This is a genomic window from Lentibacillus amyloliquefaciens (assembly GCF_001307805.1).
Taxonomy (GTDB): Bacteria; Bacillota; Bacilli; order Bacillales; family Amphibacillaceae; genus Lentibacillus; species Lentibacillus amyloliquefaciens.
In genome coordinates this window covers 3,039,460-3,058,113 of sequence record NZ_CP013862.1, presented here as the reverse complement: position 1 = coordinate 3,058,113, position 18,654 = coordinate 3,039,460, and the positions used below count along the sequence as shown (strand labels likewise).

14 protein-coding genes and 1 pseudogene are annotated in these 18,654 nt (G+C 41.3%); 8 read left to right on the top strand and 7 right to left on the bottom strand.

What is annotated here, in order from left to right; translation table 11 throughout:
- Positions 1–184: 184 nt before the first annotated feature.
- Positions 185–1,264 carry an AI-2E family transporter gene (locus tag AOX59_RS15415; RefSeq protein ID WP_335338756.1) on the top strand — a complete coding sequence of 360 codons (1,080 nt, stop codon included), beginning with the start codon at positions 185–187 and terminating at the stop codon, positions 1,262–1,264.
- 53 nt (positions 1,265–1,317) lie between these two features.
- Here the strand turns inward: AOX59_RS15415 and AOX59_RS15410 are convergent, their stop codons facing one another.
- Positions 1,318–2,172: a GNAT family N-acetyltransferase gene (locus AOX59_RS15410; RefSeq protein ID WP_068446782.1), complete on the bottom strand. Its 855-nt coding sequence runs from the start codon at positions 2,170–2,172 to the stop codon at positions 1,318–1,320.
- Positions 2,173–2,267: 95 nt separating this feature from the next.
- On the opposite strand from AOX59_RS15410, the gene AOX59_RS15405 reads away from it, so the two are divergent.
- Complete coding sequence (locus AOX59_RS15405; RefSeq protein ID WP_068446781.1) at positions 2,268–2,447, top strand: SE1832 family protein; 180 nt, start codon at positions 2,268–2,270, stop codon at positions 2,445–2,447.
- Positions 2,448–2,705: 258 nt separating this feature from the next.
- Here AOX59_RS15405 and AOX59_RS15400 read toward each other — a convergent pair whose 3' ends face one another.
- Positions 2,706–3,623 carry a Gfo/Idh/MocA family protein gene (locus AOX59_RS15400; protein ID WP_068446780.1) on the bottom strand — a complete coding sequence of 306 codons (918 nt, stop codon included), beginning with the start codon at positions 3,621–3,623 and terminating at the stop codon, positions 2,706–2,708.
- 240 nt (positions 3,624–3,863) lie between these two features.
- On the bottom strand, positions 3,864–5,720 hold the full coding sequence (locus AOX59_RS15395) for a cation:proton antiporter (RefSeq protein ID WP_068446779.1): 1,857 nt from the start codon (positions 5,718–5,720) through the stop codon (positions 3,864–3,866).
- Positions 5,721–6,367: 647 nt separating this feature from the next.
- Between AOX59_RS15395 and brnQ the strand changes: the two genes are divergently transcribed.
- Both brnQ and recQ read left to right on the top strand, forming a co-directional pair.
- The gene (gene brnQ, locus AOX59_RS15390) at positions 6,368–7,657 is read left to right on the top strand and encodes a branched-chain amino acid transport system II carrier protein (protein WP_068446778.1); all 1,290 of its coding nucleotides are present in this window, start codon (positions 6,368–6,370) and stop codon (positions 7,655–7,657) included.
- Positions 7,658–7,725: 68 nt separating this feature from the next.
- Entirely contained in the window at positions 7,726–9,876 is a 2,151-nt protein-coding gene (gene recQ, locus AOX59_RS15385; RefSeq protein ID WP_068446777.1) for a DNA helicase RecQ, read from the top strand.
- Positions 9,877–10,287: 411 nt separating this feature from the next.
- Here recQ and AOX59_RS15380 read toward each other — a convergent pair whose 3' ends face one another.
- The gene (locus AOX59_RS15380; protein WP_068446776.1) at positions 10,288–11,532 is read right to left on the bottom strand and encodes an aminopeptidase; all 1,245 of its coding nucleotides are present in this window, start codon (positions 11,530–11,532) and stop codon (positions 10,288–10,290) included.
- Between the two features lie 183 nt (positions 11,533–11,715).
- Here AOX59_RS15380 and AOX59_RS15375 point away from each other — a divergent pair, with 183 nt between their 5' ends.
- A complete protein-coding gene (locus tag AOX59_RS15375) occupies positions 11,716–12,045 on the top strand; it encodes a winged helix-turn-helix transcriptional regulator (protein WP_068446775.1) in 330 nt (109 codons plus the stop codon).
- A gap of 178 nt (positions 12,046–12,223) precedes the next feature.
- On the opposite strand, the gene AOX59_RS15370 is transcribed toward AOX59_RS15375, so the two are convergent.
- Together AOX59_RS15370 and cls are read right to left on the bottom strand one after the other, a co-directional pair.
- Positions 12,224–12,745 carry an acyl-CoA thioesterase gene (locus tag AOX59_RS15370; RefSeq protein WP_068446774.1) on the bottom strand — a complete coding sequence of 174 codons (522 nt, stop codon included), beginning with the start codon at positions 12,743–12,745 and terminating at the stop codon, positions 12,224–12,226.
- A 50-nt stretch (positions 12,746–12,795) separates the two neighbouring features.
- Positions 12,796–14,237, bottom strand: a pseudogene (cls, locus tag AOX59_RS15365) (cardiolipin synthase).
- Positions 14,238–14,416: 179 nt separating this feature from the next.
- Between cls and AOX59_RS15360 the strand changes: the two are divergent.
- Positions 14,417–15,436: a DUF3231 family protein gene (locus AOX59_RS15360; RefSeq protein WP_068446773.1), complete on the top strand. Its 1,020-nt coding sequence runs from the start codon at positions 14,417–14,419 to the stop codon at positions 15,434–15,436.
- Positions 15,437–16,136: 700 nt separating this feature from the next.
- Positions 16,137–16,727: a MerR family transcriptional regulator gene (locus AOX59_RS15350; protein WP_068446771.1), complete on the top strand. Its 591-nt coding sequence runs from the start codon at positions 16,137–16,139 to the stop codon at positions 16,725–16,727.
- A 452-nt stretch (positions 16,728–17,179) separates the two neighbouring features.
- Here the strand turns inward: AOX59_RS15350 and AOX59_RS20510 are convergent, their stop codons facing one another.
- A complete protein-coding gene (locus AOX59_RS20510; RefSeq protein ID WP_257720692.1) occupies positions 17,180–17,302 on the bottom strand; it encodes a hypothetical protein in 123 nt (40 codons plus the stop codon).
- 576 nt (positions 17,303–17,878) lie between these two features.
- Here AOX59_RS20510 and AOX59_RS15345 point away from each other — a divergent pair.
- Positions 17,879–18,451 (top strand): NADPH-dependent FMN reductase, encoded by a 573-nt coding sequence (locus AOX59_RS15345; RefSeq protein WP_068446770.1) that lies wholly within the window; start codon positions 17,879–17,881, stop codon positions 18,449–18,451.
- Positions 18,452–18,654: the final 203 nt, after the last annotated feature.

Below are 18,654 nucleotides of genomic sequence, written 5' to 3'. Positions count from 1 at the left end.
CACGAACTCACCCTTCTCTCGTTACCATCTTTTGTTGGAATTCTATCATACTTTTGACCCGTATTCTATATTTCTATGTTTACGTTTGTTTTTTCAAGGTGAAAATGAGGAATAGCCTTTCTATTCGATGCTGTTACAGTTAAAATAGATTTAATTCGTATACTGGAAAGTAGTGATCACTTTGATGCAAAAACGCTGGTTTCAGACATTAGTTGCCTTAATTCTTATCTTTTTATTAATTTTGCTGGTTTCGGCAGCTGACTTTATTTTTGATCCATTTTTTAAATATGTTGGCGCTGTAGCATTTCCGCTTATCGGTGCCGGTGTTTTATTTTACTTAACACGCCCATTGATGCATTTATTGGAAAAAATGAAAATGCACCGTATAGTGGCAATTTTTATCGTGTTCTTAATTCTATTAGCATTCTTATTTGTGGTGGCCAGGTATATTGTTCCCATTCTCCAAACTCAATTTTCAAATTTGGTGAATAACATACCATCGATGGTTTCAGGAGTGCAGGATCTCATTTCGTACTGGCAGTCCAACCAAGATGTGATCCCGACTGAGGTCAATGAGACCATCAATAATATTACATCTAATCTGCAAAGCTATATTGAAATGGCTATGTCCTTTATATTTGGGTTCATCGGGGAGTTTATCAGCATTCTGTTTGCACTGGTGCTTATCCCGTTTTTCCTTTTTTTCATGTTAAAGGACGGGGAAAAGTTTGTCCCATTTATTACACAGTACTTTAAGAAAAAAAAGGGCGATAATATTCGTTCACTGCTAGGGAAAATCGATGAGGCATTAACCTCTTTCATTCAGGGACAGCTGATTGTCGCGCTTTGTATTGGTGTTCTGTTATATATCGGCTACTCGATTATCGGCTTGAATTATGCCATGACGCTTGCTATATTCGGAATGGTTATATGTGTGATTCCTTTTATCGGGCCGTATCTTGCTGTGACACCGGCTATTATTGTAGGTTTCTTCCAGGATCCGTATATGCCTATCTGGGTGGCTATTGTCATGATTGTTGCTCAGCAGATTGAAGGCAACCTGGTCTCGCCGAACGTCATGGGCAAGGCATTGCATCTGCATCCATTGACCGTCATTACAGTGGTGCTCGCTGCCGGCAGCATTGGCGGTTTAGTCGGCATGCTGTTCGCCATTCCAATTTATGCAGTTGTCAAAACGGTTATCAGCCATTTTTATGAAACGTATCAGGATGCACAGGATAGCGATTATGACTCATTGATTTGATTAATAGCCGGCAGACGCCGAAAAGCAGCGGGTGGCAAAAGTGACCGCTGCTTTTAATTGTTAAACACATAAACGATGGAGGAACCTGCTTCGTAATAACCAATTTTTTTATAAATATTATTTGATGTCGGGTTTTCAAGATCCGTATACAGGCTGCAAAACTTAAAACCGGCATTTAGCAGTTTTTCGGATAACAATGTAACTGCAGCGGTGGCATAGCCATTTCGTTTATACGCATCAGGAGTGAAAACCGCGTTAATCGTTGCCCCATTCCTCGTTGAACGTGTCTGATTAGCCATCGATACCGGCTCACCGTCAACCACCCACAAATGCAGCGATCGATTTTCAATGAATGTTTCTGCTATTTTGTCGGCTTTCTCATCTGAAAAGGATTCATTCGCCTCAATACCAAACTGCTGCAGCCATGTTTTTACCAGCGGCCGGTCTTGTGCTGAAGCCTCAATCAACTGACCCGCAGGATGTGAAAACTGATTGATATGGTCCAGCCGGTAAATCAGCTGTTTCATGTGAACAACCGCTGTAATGCGAGTTAACTGCTCCCATTCTTCTTTGAAAATCTCTGCGTATTGTGTTTTTCCCAATACACCGGGAACTTCCATTTTGTTATCATACAAGAAATTTGCGATTTGCCTGATAACGTTACTGTCAACAGTATCAACATCATCAGCTAAAATCCAATTATTTGTCGGCGTCTGCATAAAAGCATATATAGCTTTTTCATTTACCTCGACAACTCCAAGGTGGCAATTGCTTTCATCTTTCAGTTCTTCATGTTCAAGGCGATTCATAATACCAAGCATCAAGTTATTGCATGCTTCCTTTTTAAGCAGAATTGGTTCAACTTGCTTTTTGAATTTGAAAAGAGATGGTTCCAATCGAATATTCATCGAATGCCCCCGTATGTTTATTTTTTATCATCATAACGCATACCCTTGTTTTGTAAAGGGGATTTCGGCTAAACTGATAGACAGGAGTGATGTTCATGACTAAAAAGCAAATTGAAGCGGAAATGGCTGAATTGAAGTCAGATTACGCACGCATTCAGGGTGACGTGGAAAAAGCCACCTCGTTCGGCGTCAATACATCGACCGGTGAAAATAAGATGATTGAAATTGAGGAGCGCCTCAAGGAATTGAATCAAAAACTGGAAGAGATCGAATAATCGTCATGACCGGTGCGCCCGCAATGGGTGAACCGGTTTTTTTATACCACATGTCATCGGTTGATATTTCTCCTCTCCAGCTGATGTTAGAATGAATTCAAAATCTCCCAGCAGACTACTTTGCCAGCGAGCAATATTTGATGCGCAAGTCCAGCACAAAGCCTTGAAACAACCTTGTCAATAGCATTCTAGTAACTCCCCCGAGTTGTCCCATTAATTATTGCAGGTACGATATAACCGCACCACATCTTTATGAGTTTATTGATTTTTTAGTAATTGATCAAGAAGTAATTGTGACTTTAACCCTTCTGATCCATCAACAACGGGTTGCTCATCATTTTGAATACAATAAATGAAATGCTGTACAGCATCTTTAAAGCCCCGTTGATTTAAGGTGGTTTCCCATGAAGAGGAAAATGTTGTAGATATTACATTGTCTTCTTCGATTTCCGTTGTATTCATGTTTTTCACACGAATAATTGCTCCGTCTCTTACCAGTTCTATTTGTTCTAAATTCGTTCCTGCTTTTCTATGCATAGCTGTGGTGAAAGATAAATTTAGAGAGGATTCATACGTATGATGTGTGTATAAAAGTTGATTTTCATCGTTCGTATGAACAGTTCCAGATAGTAAACTAAGATCCCCATCCCCCAACCAACGCACTGTATCAACTAAGTGAAGATAATCATCTAACATTGTGAACTCATAAGAATAAGGACTCACACTATCCATTCTATGTTTTTCAACACGTACCCAAGCTATATTATTCGCTTTTTCCTTTGCCTTCACATACATTGGAGCAAAACGACGATTGAATCCAACCATAAGCTTTCTTCTCAATTTTTCACTTAATTCGACTAATTTTTCTGCATCTGAGATCGATGCTGCCAATGGTTTATCAACATATACATCTATCCCGTTGTTAAGCAGTTCCGAGACCACCTCATAATGTGATTCAGTAGAACTGTGTACAAATACGGCATCACACGCTTGAGTCAGTGCTTCTAAGCTAGCAAAATTTGGTATTCGATACTGATTGCAGATTTTCTTTCTCTTCTCTCTATTGGGTGAAAATGCACCCGCAAATGTCCAATCTGTTTCTTTTGAAAGAATAGGTAAATATGCTTTCTGAGCAATATCACCCAGTCCAACCATACCGATTCTAGGTTTCACCAAAATAATCATCCTTTATCATATATAGATTTGGTACCATAGACTATTTTACAACTCACCTCCTAAGTTGTCCCAATAATCTGGTACAAAAAACAAGAACCGTACAAAATTACTCTATACCCTATTTTAATTTACATATTCTTATCAATAAAAAATGACTACCAAATCAGTCTACAATTTGATAGTCATTTTTGTTTACATTTTTAATGTTTTGCGATAGGTAACTAAAACCCCACAGCTTCTTTAACTGCTTTTTCCATTATTATTACGCTGGTTCTCTAAGCGTTGCTGAATCTTCTTTTTCTCTTTAACCGGCGGTGTAAGGCTTACCACCGTATCGCCGGGTTCCGGAGAGACACGCAGTTCTTCTGAATAAAACCTCATCCGGCCTGATGGTTTCATGGCGTACAGCAATACCGTATCTTCGTCTTTTTCTTCCAGGTATTGTTTATACGTGTATCGATTCGTGATGGTTGTCTGACGAAAGATATAATGTTCACGTGTTTTTTGATTCAGATCCTCCAGCGAGAGATCCTGTCTGAATAAAATTCTGCCGCCGACTTTATGGACAATATCACCCATGCCGTTCAGATCACGGCGATATGGACTCACTTTGAAGACATTTGTTCTGCCGTATTCCGGCATGAACGTTGTGCAGACAAGCGCATTATACGAATTGTATTCCGTCGCTGCAATCATGTATTCATAAGGGATCGTATCAAGCCGGTATTCTGTCTGTTCTGACAGCATCTGGCCGTGAAAGAACGGCACCCCCGCTTCACGGGCCTTGCGTAATCTCTCCCACGATGAATCGACGATAATGACCGGTGCCTTCACTTTCTGCAATGACCGGGCAAGGTTTACCGTGAAATTATTACTCCCGACGATTAAAGTACCCGGCCTTCCTTCCTTGGAAAGATGAAGCTTCTTGGCAAGGGAACCGATTGAAAACCCATGGGCAACAACCGTTGTGAACACTAAGGCAAATGTTATCGTCGTTATGAGGGATGCATCGGCGTAACCGGCTTCACTCAGTATCGAAGCAAAATAACCGGAAACCGTTAAAGCGACAATTCCTCTGGGCGCAATCCACCCGAGCAACATTTTCTCATTTAATGCAAGATCCGTACCGATCGTAGACAGGAAAATGGAAAGCGGACGCACAATGAACATCATTAATAACACATACCCCATAATAGCCGGGTCAAATACTTGGAGCAGTGTTTCCGTCTGCAGTGAAGCTGTCAGCATAATAAAGATAGCTGAAATCAGCAAAATTGAGACATTTTCCTTGAAGTGACGCATATCATCAATCGAACTGATGCCCATATTGGCAAGTGTTATACCCATTGCAGTGACAGCAAGCAGTCCTGTTTCATGCACGATTTCATCTGCCAATGTGAAACAGGCGATAACAACGATGAATACGGCCGGCGACTTTAAAAATTCAGGGATATAACCATGTTCAAACATCAAGCCAATCCCTTTGCCGCATGCCCAGCCCAATATGCCGGCAAAGACAGATGCGGCAAAGAAAATTAAGAGCGATGACCCATCAGGATTATTAGCCGTCAAAAACGTGATGATTTCAAATGCAAAGACCGCAAGCAATGCACCAACCGGGTCTACGATAATCCCTTCCCACTTGAGAATTTTTGCAGGGCGCGGTTTCAATTTGGACTGACGGAGAAGCGGCATAATAACAGTTGGCCCTGTCACAATGAAAATACCGCCGATAACAAACGCTGCGGTCCAACTCAGTCCAGCTACATAATGCGCTGTGAGTGAACCAAGAATCCAGGACAGGAAAGCCCCTATTGTCGATATCCGGAAAACAGGCCTGCCCAGTCCGCGGATTTCTTTAAAGCTCAAGTTCAAGCTTCCCTCAAAAAGAATAATAGCTACCGCAACGGATATAATCGGATTGTACAACTCTCCAAAGTCTTCTTCAGGATTCATAAGACCTAAAATCGGACCTGCAAGCAGACCGGTGATGGACATGATTACGATTGCCGGCATTCGATAACGCCAGGCAACCCACTGTGAACCTATCCCAAGAAGACCGATTAACATTATTTCGAATAAAAGAGATGGAACCATAAACGTCCCCCCTTAAAATTAGAGTTTCCATAAAGTGAAACTTCAATCATTGGCGGAGGCTTTTTTCCGTCAATGATTGTTAGTTGAACAGAATCGGACATTTACGGGCAGTTAGCCGCCGTTCTTCGGTGGGTTACTGACCATTACATGCGGGATAAAGTGAAACTTCAATCATTGGCGGAGCGCTTTTTTCCGTCAATGATTGTTAGTTGAACAGAATCGGACATTTACGGGCAGTTGATCTCCCACCTAAACTTTATTTTGGAGGTGGAGGTCTTACTGCCCGTTATATGCGGGATAAAGCCGTGTCCTATAAGATAAACTTTGCGTCTGAACGTTTGGATGGTTGATGAACAACTCAAAAAAATACACGAGCTGCCATTATAGCTTCTGCATTCAGGACATTATTGCATTCCGTAACACAAGAGATAAAGTTATTTTAAAGGCGGAAAAAGTATATGTAAACAATTTAGTTTTAATAAATATTTAATCGCCTCCACAAAAACGTCACAATTGGATTGCAGTGCACATTGACAAGTATTATCTGTCTTGTTAGACTTTTTTTGCTTTGTGACAATTTTAAATCTATTTTTTGATTATTTTATTTTTTACGTGAAATCATGCCAGCTTAGAAAGGAATAAATACCATGAAAAAAGACACCGTCATCATTGGATTTATGTTATTTGCATTATTTTTCGGTGCGGGAAATCTCATCTACCCGCCTACCTTAGGAATCGAAGCCGGAACTTCTTTTTGGGCAGCCATTGCAGGTTTTGTACTGACCGGTGTGGGACTGCCGGTGCTTGCTGTTTCCGCTGTTTCATTTGTCAAAAATGATGCACGCGAACTGGCAGATCGTGTTCATCCATTGTTCGGTCTTATTTTCACATCGCTCGTTTATCTTGCCATCGGACCATTTTTTGGCATCCCGCGTGCCGCTACTGTTGCATTTGAAATGAGTGTCGAACCGTTTGCCGGAAGCACTTCTTTATTACTATTCATATTTACGACAGTCTTTTTCGTTCTGGTTTATATCGTCAGCATGAACCCGTCAAAAATAGTCGATCGGATTGGCCAATTCCTGACACCGGTGTTGGTTCTGGCAATCGTCACCCTATCCATTGGTGGTTTTTTGCTGTTGAATACCCCAACGGAAAATCCGATTGAGAAATATACAGATACTCCATTGTTCACCGGATTCGTCGAAGGTTATTTGACAATGGATGCTATTGCAGCATTGGCTTTTGGAATTATTGTTGTCAATGCATTTAAAGACCGCGGTGTCATGCAGCATCATGAACTTGTTAAATCGACATTACAGGCAGGGCTTGTCGCGGGGATCGGTCTGACAGCTGTTTATACGTCCATTGGCTGGATCGGTTCAAAAATGGCTTCTGAAGGGGACTTTTCCAACGGCGGCGCTATTCTATCAAACGCTGCTGATATGATGTTCGGAAGCTTCGGGGCCCTTTTGCTTGGAGTTATCGTAGCACTTGCCTGTTTCACCACATCCGTCGGGCTGGTTGTTGCGTGCGGCCAATTTTTCCATAAAATAACCGGCTTCTCGTACAATTGGATTATTGCTTTAGTAACAGCGGCCAGCTATCTGGTTGCCAATCAGGGGTTAAACACCATAATAAGTGTTTCGGTACCGGTCCTGACGTTCATTTATCCAATTGCAATTGTCTTGATCATCCTGACATTTCTCAACCGGTTTTTCAGCGGAGCACGGACTGTCTATCTCGGTGCGATTCTTTTAACGGCTCTTGTTGCTTTGTATGATGGGCTTGCGGCATTCGGTGTTGACATGCCGGCTGTCACATCAGTTATGCAGCAATTGCCATTTTTCTCGATTGGACTTGGATGGCTTATCCCGGCAATTGCGGGCGGCCTTATCGGTTATCTTTTCAAAGACAAAGCAGAAGTCTTCAAGTAAAGAAGGGAATATTTCATTATGCTGTCTTAAAATATGTTAAGATAGTCAAAGGTTAAAGGGGAATTGACATGACAAAACAAGCTGAACAAATCCTGCAGACATATTTTGGCTATCAAACATTCCGTGCCGGACAGAAGCAGACAATCGACCATATTAGCGAGAGGCACAACACACTTGCCGTCATGCCGACCGGCGGAGGCAAATCATTATGCTATCAAATTCCCGGCATGGCCCTGGATGGCACTGCCATTATTATTTCACCGCTCATATCACTCATGAAAGACCAGGTGGATGCACTCCAGGCACTGGGCATTCCGGCTACTTACATAAACAGTTCACTTACACCCGGTGAGCAGCAAACACGCCTTAATGATATTAAATCCGGCAAATATAAATTCGTCTATGCGGCTCCCGAGCGATTTGAATCATCATCATTCATGTCAGTCATGAAACGCATCCCAATTTCTCTGATAGCTTTTGATGAAGCCCATTGCATTTCCCAATGGGGGCATGACTTCAGGCCGAGCTACCGGTCAATCATACCGAACCTGAGCCAGCTGCCGGATATTCCTGTTACAGTTGCGCTTACTGCCACCGCTACAACTGACGTGATTTCAGACATTCAAGGATTATTGGATATCCAAAATGACCATATTGTCAAAACAGGATTCGAACGGGCAAATTTATCCTTCCATGTTGTGAAAGGTAAGGATAAACCAACCTATATCCGTTCCTTTATGGCTGAGCACCGGGATGAATCGGGGATTATTTATACAGCCACACGAAAACAGGCTGATGCACTCTGTGAACAGTTGAGAAAGCGCGGGTTTTCGGCAGCTAAATACCATGCCGGTCTTTCGGAAAATGAACGCAAAGAAGCACAGACTGCATTTATCCACGACGAAAAAACCGTCATGGTCGCCACAAACGCATTTGGTATGGGAATTGATAAGTCCAATGTACGGTTCATCATTCATTATGCAATGCCGATGTCGATTGAATCATACTATCAGGAAGCCGGCAGGGCCGGCCGTGACGGGGAGCATAGTGATTGTATCCTGCTATTTTCCCCGCAGGATGTCCAACTGCAGAAATTTCTCATTGAACAATCATTCATGGATGAAGGCAGCAAGCAAAATGAATACCGCAAATTGCAGGCCATGATGAACTATTGCCATACACATGGCTGTTTGACATCATCTATACTGGCATATTTTAATGACAAGGAAGCTGCATCGAAATCCTCGTGCGGGCACTGCAGCAACTGTCTTAATCGGCAGAACCGGGTGGATATCACAGAAGAAGCACAGATGATTTTATCGTGTGTGAAACGCATGGACGAACGCTTTGGCGTAAGCATGACAGCCAAAGTGCTAAAAGGCTCTAAAAGCAGTCGTATTCAGCAATTCGGTTTACATAGACTTTCCACCTATGGTCTTCTTTCCGCCTACACTGAAAAAGAAATCACGGAACGAATCCAATTTTTAGTTGCTGAAAAGTGGCTGGCCACAGCAGACGGCAAGTTTCCTACACTAAAGCTCAATCAAAATGCTGCCGATGTGCTCAAAGGCAAAGAAACTGTCTGGATGTACACCACACCAATACCTGCAAGCGAGCCGGAAGACTATCAAAAAGAGCTGTTTGAATCACTGAGGGAACTGCGCAAACGGATGGCAGACGAACAGGCCGTCCCGCCATATGTCTTATTTTCCGATGCCACGCTAAAAGAATTGAGCCGTTACCTGCCGGAGACAAAAGAAGACATGCTCGCCATTAAAGGCATCGGCGAGAAAAAATACGAACAATACGGTGAAGCTTTTCTTGAGGCGGTACGTCACTGGCGTACAAATAATCCAGATGCGGCAAGCCCTGTCAAAATAGCCGGCAATGAGGGGCCAATCAAAAAAAAGAAAGAAGCAGACGATCGTCCAAGCCACGTGCAGAGCTATTCGATGTTTCAGGCCGGCAAATCGATTAAGGATATTGCCGCCATTAGAGAGCTGACCCATAAGACGATTGAAGGACACCTTTTCAAAGCATTTAAGGAAGGCCGCCCGATTGCATGGGAAATATTTTTTAATCAGGAAGAGGAAGCGGCAATTTTGGACGCGCGGAATAAAGTGGATGAAGCAAAGCTAGCCCCTTTGAAGGAATTATTGCCGGATGATTATGATTATACGAAAATCAAAGCTGTACTGGTGAAGAATGGCTTCATGTGAAGGCTCTTTTCATAAACTCTGTTGTTATTTAACCCCCGCGGTTGATGTAAACTGCGACATATTATGAAAAATGTGTTAGTGCTATGATACCGCCGCGGAAAAAAGCGCCCCGCCAATGATTGAAGTTTCACTTTATCCCGCATGTAATGGTCAGTAACCCGCCGAAGAACGGCGGCTAACTGATCCTAAATGTCCGATTCTGTTCAACTAACAATCAATGGCGGAAAAAAGCGCCCCGCCAATGATTGAAGTTTCACTTTATGGATTTTGTGTCACAACCAAACAACCTTTTAGAAAATAGCCAATGTAAAGAGGCACAATCCCAGTGGAGGGATTGTGCCTCTTTGGTCCGCGGGAAGATTAACGTTCGGCTTAGCAACACTGTCCAATCAGCTTTTATACCTAGACGCCTTACTCCCCTTTTACGTTCAAGGCCCATGTGCCATTGCGGAATACAGCTTCTGTCGTGCCATCTTCAAGAACACCGTCTATGTCCAAGTTTTCAGAGCCAATCATAAAATCAACGTGAGTCAGACTATCGTTGACACCGTTTTGATCAAGTGTGTCATCATCCATTTGCGAACCGCCTTCAAGGTTGGTCGGGTACGCTTTACCCAAGGCGATATGGCAGGATGCATTTTCATCAAAAAGTGTGTTGTAGAAAATCAGTCCTGACTGGGAGACCGGTGATTCATGCGGCACAAGCGCAACTTCACCAAGCCGTTGTGCTCCTTCATCTGTCTCCAGCAAATGTTTCAGAGTTTCTTCTCCCTGTTCAGCCTGATAATCAACGACTTTTCCGTCTTTAAACGTGAGGCTGAAATGATCAATCACACTGCCGCTGTAGTTAAGAGGCTTCGTGCTCGCTACCGTTCCGTTCACACCATATTTATGCGGCAGGGAGAAGACTTCCTCTGTCGGCATATTCGGGTTGAATGGTGTTCCCTGTTCTGAAACAGCAGAGCCGCCTTTCCATATATGCCCTTTTGGAAGCTCAATTTCCAAATCCGTGCCGGGTGCTTTGAACACAAGCTTTTGATATGTCTTTTTGTTCAGGATTTCGCGTGCCGTTTTTAGTGTCTGGTTATGTTCTTCCCATGCTGCGATTGGATCGTCCTTGTCGACTCTGACAATGTTAACGATAGCATCCCACAAGCTTTCCACAGCGTCCGCTTTTGATTTATCAGGGAAAACTTTCTGAGCCCAGTCACCAGTTGGAATGGAAATGATTGACCACGTAATTCGGTCGTTCATCGTATACTGGCGGAAATTTTTCATTGCTTCGGCTCCTGCCTTATTAGCCATCGCTATCCGGGATGAATCGATATCTTTCAACAAGTCCGGATTGGTTGAGCGGATCGATAGCACTGCCGCACCGTCTTCGGCATACGTATCGTTTAATTTAACTTTCCACTCAGGGAAATTTCCAATGACTTCATCTGGTGCATTCTCATACTTTAATAATGTCAGTTCATCATCCACCCAGTTGATATGTACGTCTTTTGCGCCCATTTCATAAGCCTTTCTAGCGACGATTTTTGTAAAGTCCGCCCCTTCAATCGGCGCATTGATCATGAGCGCCTGGTTGTTTTGTAAGTTGACACCTGTTTTCAACGCTAAGTCTGCATATTTCTCCTTCGTATGCTGATTCACCATATTGCTTACCTCCAAAGTAGTGTTCATTATATAGCTATTATTTCATAAATATGAGAAAACACCAAATATTACATTGTAAATACCGCTTTACAATTCAATTTACGGAAACACTATAGTGTGATACAATACTATTAGGTTACTTTTCGTAATCGTATTATTTTATGTCAGAGAGAGGTGATCTTCATGACTGAATTATGTCCGCGTTTTGAAGGTGCAATGGAAATCATCAGTAAACGCTGGGTCGGCTTGATACTGTTTGAACTGCTGAATGGCGCCAAACGCTTTTCCGAAATGGAAACAGATTTGCCTATAAGTGGACGACTGCTCTCTGATCGACTGAAGATGCTGGAAAAAGAATCCATTGTAGAACGCAATGTATACTCTGAGTTTCCAGTTCGTATTGAGTATTCCTTATCTGAAAAAGGAAAGGCTCTGAAGCCGGTCATCCAGGAAATTCAAAATTGGGCAAATGACTGGGTGCCACCTGAAAATATTAAAGAAAATAAAGCCTAAGTCAAGAGCCTCGCTTGCCAGGCTCTTTTTTGTTGTTGTTATTTTGACACTGAGTCCATATACTGCAAGTCAGCTGGAATATGCGATGCTCCTTGAAAATGCATACGCATTTTCTGCGTAAGACATCATGCCAGCCGAAGCTTTCTTTTTCCTGTGGAACAGCAAGTCTTTGAGCTTCCTATTCGGTTTCATTCCACGGATAAGCGGTTCCGAATGCTGCGGCCATTTCCTTGGAACGCCCGCGTCTTTTTTTCCGCTCGGCTGCGCGTTCCGGAGCGGATTCGTGCAATTGCTTCTCCTGTGCTGACTCAGGGTGCGCCTCAGACACAGAAACGGGTTTTCCGTCATCATCCACAGCTACAAACGTGAGAAAAGCCGTCGTGCACACTTTGCGATCACCGGTCAGCAGGTCCTCTGTAACAGCTTTTACAAATACTTCCATCGAGGTATTGTGCGTCCAGGTCACAAATGCCTCAACACATACAGAGTCTCCTTCCTTGACCGGAGCCAGAAAATCCACCGAATCAGTTGAAGCGGTGACCACTGGTTTCCGCGCATGCCTGACAGCAGCAATCGCAGCCACATCATCAATATAAGCCATCAGTTTGCCCCCAAAAAGCGTCCCATGATTATTTGTATCAGGCGGCAGCACATGTGATGTTTTGACCGCCAGTGAATTGATGCAAGGTTTTCCAGCCATATCAATTCCTCCGTTTCATAAGTTTACTGATATTGTTCCCATTTTATCCGTTATAATATCGGTGAAATCAATCTTGCAATTGACTCCTTAAAACGCACGCCAACCGACCGTTTCCTGTATAATTTCCGGGTCATTTGGGTTGAATGGGAAATATCATCGTTAAATGCCTCCAGAAGCCTTTCCGACAACCCCTGGTTATACAGAAACGCGTTCACTTCAAAATTCAGACGGAAACTGCGAACATCAATGTTTGCTGTACCGACTGAGGCAATTTTTCCATCGACGATAATCGTTTTTGCATGCAGAAAACCTTTTTGATAAATATAGGCTTCAGCTCCCGCTTTCAGCAAATCACCTATGTATGACAGTGTAGCCCAGTAGACAAATGGATGATCGGGCTTATTTGGAATCATGACTTTTACATCGATACCGGATAATGCAGCAATGCGCAGTATATCCTGCAGGCTGTCATCCGGAATGAAATAAGGCGTCTGGATAAACACATATTCCTTCGCCGACATAATCATCTTAATATAGCCATTCTTAATCTGCTCCCAATCGGAATCCGGTCCGCTGGAGACGACCTGCACACCGATATCACCACATTTTTCGTGAGCATAATAACGGTCATCATAAACGATATTGTTCCGGGATGCCTGATTCCAGTCCATAATAAATCTGGTCTGCATATTGGCCACCGCATCACCGCAAATACGCAGATGAGTATCGCGCCAATAGCCGAACTTTTTACTGTCCCCAAGATATTCATCCCCGATATTAAACCCGCCGATATAGCCGATTTTGCCGTCAATGATTCCTAATTTTCGGTGGTTGCGGTAATTAATCTTGAAGTTGACTTTCGGAATCTTTGGCGGAAAAAATGATTCAATTTCAACACCTGCCTTGCGCATGCGCCGAATATACTTTTTGCTGATTCCTCTTGACCCCATGTCATCATACAAGACACGTACTTCCACCCTTGTTTGGCCTTTCGGATGAGTACGTCTGCCGTTCGCTGACCCAGCCGGTCGTGACGCAGGATATAGTATAATAAATGAATATGGTCTGTCGCCTGTTCCATATCCTGAATGAGTGCGTCAAACTTTTCCTTGCCGTCTGTATAGATGTCCACACTGTTATCCTGCGTCAAAATGGCATCATCATTGCGCAGATGCAAATAGTACAGGTCTTTATATTCGGCCAGTTTCGGATTTTTGTATTGAAAATTATTTTCTTCCAGCGCCCGCAGCTGTTCCTGTACAGCGAATTTTACCCCTAATTTCACTTTTGTATCCCAGGTGAAAATGCGCTGTCCGCTGATTCGTCTTCCAAAAATTAAATACAAAATAAACCCGGCAATAGGCAGAAACAGAAGCACCATCAGCCAAGCCCAGGTTGAGGAGGCATCTTTGCGTTCAAGAAATATAATGGCAAATGCAAGTGCAATATTCGATACCAGAATGACTCCCAGGAATATTGTTAATAAGTTCACAGAAAATCCCCACTTTGCAAGAACGTAGCGTGTCACCTTATCATAGCATAATTTCACTTCCCTCGTTAATTTAATTTTACCGAATGGGAAAAATTCTGTTTCGGATTGGTATATTCATAAAATACTCATTTAAAGTAAACAATAAACCTGACTAAGCTTGTTCTTAAGGAGGTTACATGATGAATGAAGGGAACATTCGCCTGACATCAGCGGAAATTGGGTCTCTTTGGACCGGGTATATGCAGGATAGTATGGCACAATGTGTCTTAAGCTTTATGTTGAAACATATTGAGGATCAGGATATAAAACCCGCTATTCAGTATGCTTATGATCTCTCGTCCAATCATTTGGAACAGTTACGCACTATTTTTGAGAAGGAAAATTACGCCGTCCCCAATGGATTTACCGAACAAGACATCAATATGAACGCTCCGTGGCTTTTCACGGATACATTTTGTTTATCCTATGTCAGTCACATGACAAAAGTCGGCATGATCGCATACAGCGGGTTTATCTCGATGAGTGCCAGAGAAGATATACGAAATTATTTTACACAAGCTTTAAACGCAACAGCTGCGCTTTATAATCAAACAACCGATATCGCCCTTTCCAAAGGAATTAACGCCAGGCACCCTTATATTGAAGTTCCGAAAGAAACGGATTATGTTGACAGCAAAAAATATTTCAGCGGTTTAAATCCCTTTAGTGACAAGCGTTCACTCAATGCCGTTGAAATCTCCCATTTATATACGAATACATTCACAAATACAATCGGAGCAAAATTATGCCTGGCATTCGCTCAAACATCGCCCTCCAAAGAAATACAGGATTTTATGCTGCGATTAAAAGAGATCTCACAAAAGCATGTCAAGATTTTTATTGATACACTTATGAAAGATGATATTGAAGCGCCGCATGTACCTGATTTGGCTGTAAGTGATTCAACGACGCAAACATTTTCCGACAAATTATTGATGTATCACATGTCCCTATTAAGTACATCTGGAATCGGAAACTATGCCACTGCCGCTGCTTCCAGTCAACGCAGCGATTTAATGATCAATTATGAACGGTTATCGTTAGAGGTAGCCCGGATTGCCAAAAGCGGAGCCGATATCATGATTAAACACGAATGGCTGGAACAACCGCCCGGAATAAGCGATCGAAAAAAATTGGCAAAGAACAAACAAAAAGGCTGACCTTAGTAAAGCAAGTAGTTCACTTACCGTGGAGAAAATTCAAAATATCAATATGATTTTCTTATGAAACAGCAGCGTTTTTAGACCATTTTTAAGAGGTTAATTAACAGGAAAATCAAATAAAACAGCTCAGTTCACATTAACTGAGCTGTTTTATGTTTATACCAAAACCTCACCACAAAGTAATGTTTTAATGATAAGAAATAATCCAAATCCAAGTATTGTAAATCCCAAAGGCCAATATAAGTTGTAGAAGGCTCCATAGAGAATTGACACAAAAATGATAAATGCCAAAATACCAGCCCCAATGATGGTGACTACCCAGTCAAACGGGGAAAGCATTATTTCCTTCTTCGTTGATCTAATTCATCTCTTAAAGACCAATTGATAGGAATTACTTTTTTATTAATGGCTGAAAAAAATCACTTGGTCGCGGCGGAATAATAGAAGAAACGCTTCAATCCAGAAGTGATTATATGGGGGAATCCAGTTACAAACCTTAAAAACAGCAGAGATAGCACATCTTTGAAGTTGTTACATGGCAAACAGTATGACCGTTTTTGTGCGCACGTCAGTCGATCCTATATATCTTTATTTGAAATATTTTTCACTCACCCTTGCCACATTTATCACATACGCATCCCTTTTTTATTTTTTATCATGGGGACACGATCGGAAATAAGTTGGAATACATGAATACATGCAAACTAAAACAAAAAGAAAGACGGTGAAAACATTGGAATTGTTAGGTATCAACAGTTTGTGCCATATTGTTGGCATCTCAGAAAATACCGCAGCAAATTGGATCAAGGATTTTAATGTTTATATCCCGAAAGCAGACCAGCAGGATGATACGTATTATCATCCTGAAGCGATTGAAGTACTGAAATTCATCAAACAATGTAAAGACCAAAACTATGAAAAGCCACAGATTATGGAAATGTTGACAAATAGAAATTTTCCGATCACAGTCGATAGTTCGATAAAAGATGTGCAAACAACATTAGAAAATGGTAATTACAAAGAAAATATTTTATCCGTGATGCAGACCATCGGCATGACTGTATCTAATGTAGCTAATCAAGAAAAATGGTTAAAAAACATCCAGGAAAAGCAGGACAGACAAAACAAGCGAATCGAACATGCGGAAAAACAAGCAAAAGAAATAAAGGATTTAAAACGAGAGATTCAAACATTAAAACAGGAAATTACCAAAATAAAAGAAAATGAAATTAAAAAGGAAAAGTGTGCTGATTTATTCAAACAAGCAAAGCCGTTGCATCTGATATAAAGCGAACAAAAGGATGAATCCCTACGATTCAGCCAGATACGAAAAAAGCTAAACCAGGAATGTCATCGAATTTATGAGAAAAGAAAAATTGCTGAAAGGAAAGGTATTGCATATACCTCTCTGAATCTCCTTAGAAAACCGGGCAAAAAGCTGTCCGGTTTTTTCATTCCTATCGAGAAAATATTATAATAAAGATGCGGCTATTTTTTAAGTAGACAAAAAATCAACATAGTACACTTTTTTGTACTATAGAGGAGGAAGAATTCATTATGACTAGAATATGTAAAGATGATTAAACGGGCGCTATCCCTATTCAAGTTAGGCGCCCGCTTGCTGCAAAAACTTTCTCATAGCTTAATTTCATTATCTTAAAAGAAGACCATTTTATATAGCACCGTTAACAGCGCTAGTTTTCCCCACAAAAAAGACAACCGCAACAACCTGCAATCGCGTTACTTCGATCTGTTCTTCCTCTTTTCAATTTCCTTTTTGATCATCGGTACGCCTTTTTCTTTAACCGCTTTTTTCACTTTGGGATTGTTCAGCAGTTTTGCAACCTTCGTCAATTTTGACATGGTTCATCGTCCTCCTATTTATCATGACCCGACAAACATCTCTGATTCACTTTTATTATAACCTATTACCTGTTCGATATAAAAACATTTCCTTTAAGCCTTTTTGCTAATCCTTTTTCGACTTAGACGTTAACGGTGCATTTCGCATGATGGGATAAGTGATGAATAAAGCAATCAGACTAAATAAGATCACAAACGAGAATACTGCCATATTATTAAAGTCTTGGGTCGTTAACAAATCCCAAAAAAGAAAATTGAACCAAGCCACTATAATTCAATAGCATACCAAAATCACTAACATCATTAACGAGATCACGCTTCTCCTGAATCCTAATCGATAATATATGGTAAAGATCAGAAAAGTGGAGAAGAATTGCGGGTCTGCCGAATTATATAAGGTTTACCTGCCTATTTCAGTCTGCGAAAGTTGAGTAATAATTAGTAAGTTAGTTATTAAAAATACCAAGCAGGATTTTTGCATTAAATTTTTAATGTATTTAATATAGTAGAGTAGCGTATGTGCCAGATTTCACAAAAAATATGTTATAAAAAAATAAAAGAGGAGAATGTTTTTATATGACAATTAAAGTCAAAGCAATTATTGGAAGCACGAGTTCGAATTCTTTTAATTATAAAGTAGTCGATTTTATGAAAAAGCGTTATGCCAATAAATTAGATATCATCCCGGTGTTTATCAACGATGTTGAAAACTTTTCACAAGATATTGAGGAGTACCCACCCGTAAATGCTCAAAAATTTAAAGATGAAGTGAAAGATTCTGATGCAGTATTGTTTGCTGTTCCGGAATATAACTTTTCCATTCCTGGTAGATTAAAAAATGCTATTGACTGGTTATCTCGAGGCGGCGATCTTACACTTAATGACAAACCAGGATTCATTATAGGCGCTTCTCCTGGTGTATTGGGAAGTGTTCGCGCACAACAGCATTTAAGAGAGATTTTATCTAACCCGGCGTTATCTCCAGTCCTTCTGCCAAAAAGCGAAGTATACATTGGGGCTGTCCATGAAAAATTGAATGAATCTGGTGAAATTACGGATCAGGGTACGATAGAATTTTTAGATACGGTTGTTGACAACTTTGTTGACTTCTATAACAAAATTAATTCCGTAGAAACTGTGAAAGCGTAAATTTATTTAAGTGCTAGACCGATTTTATTCAATCTATCGCTTTTTTCAAAAACAAACCTGGGGTGTGCTTTCTAAGCAAATCCCAGGTTATCTAATTTGAATCATATTAGGATTCTTGTCATTTTTACCAATTCATGCAAGACTTTCTCCCACTTTTTCTTAGTATAAGTTGCGTGGACTTACACGTCATTCATGTATACGCC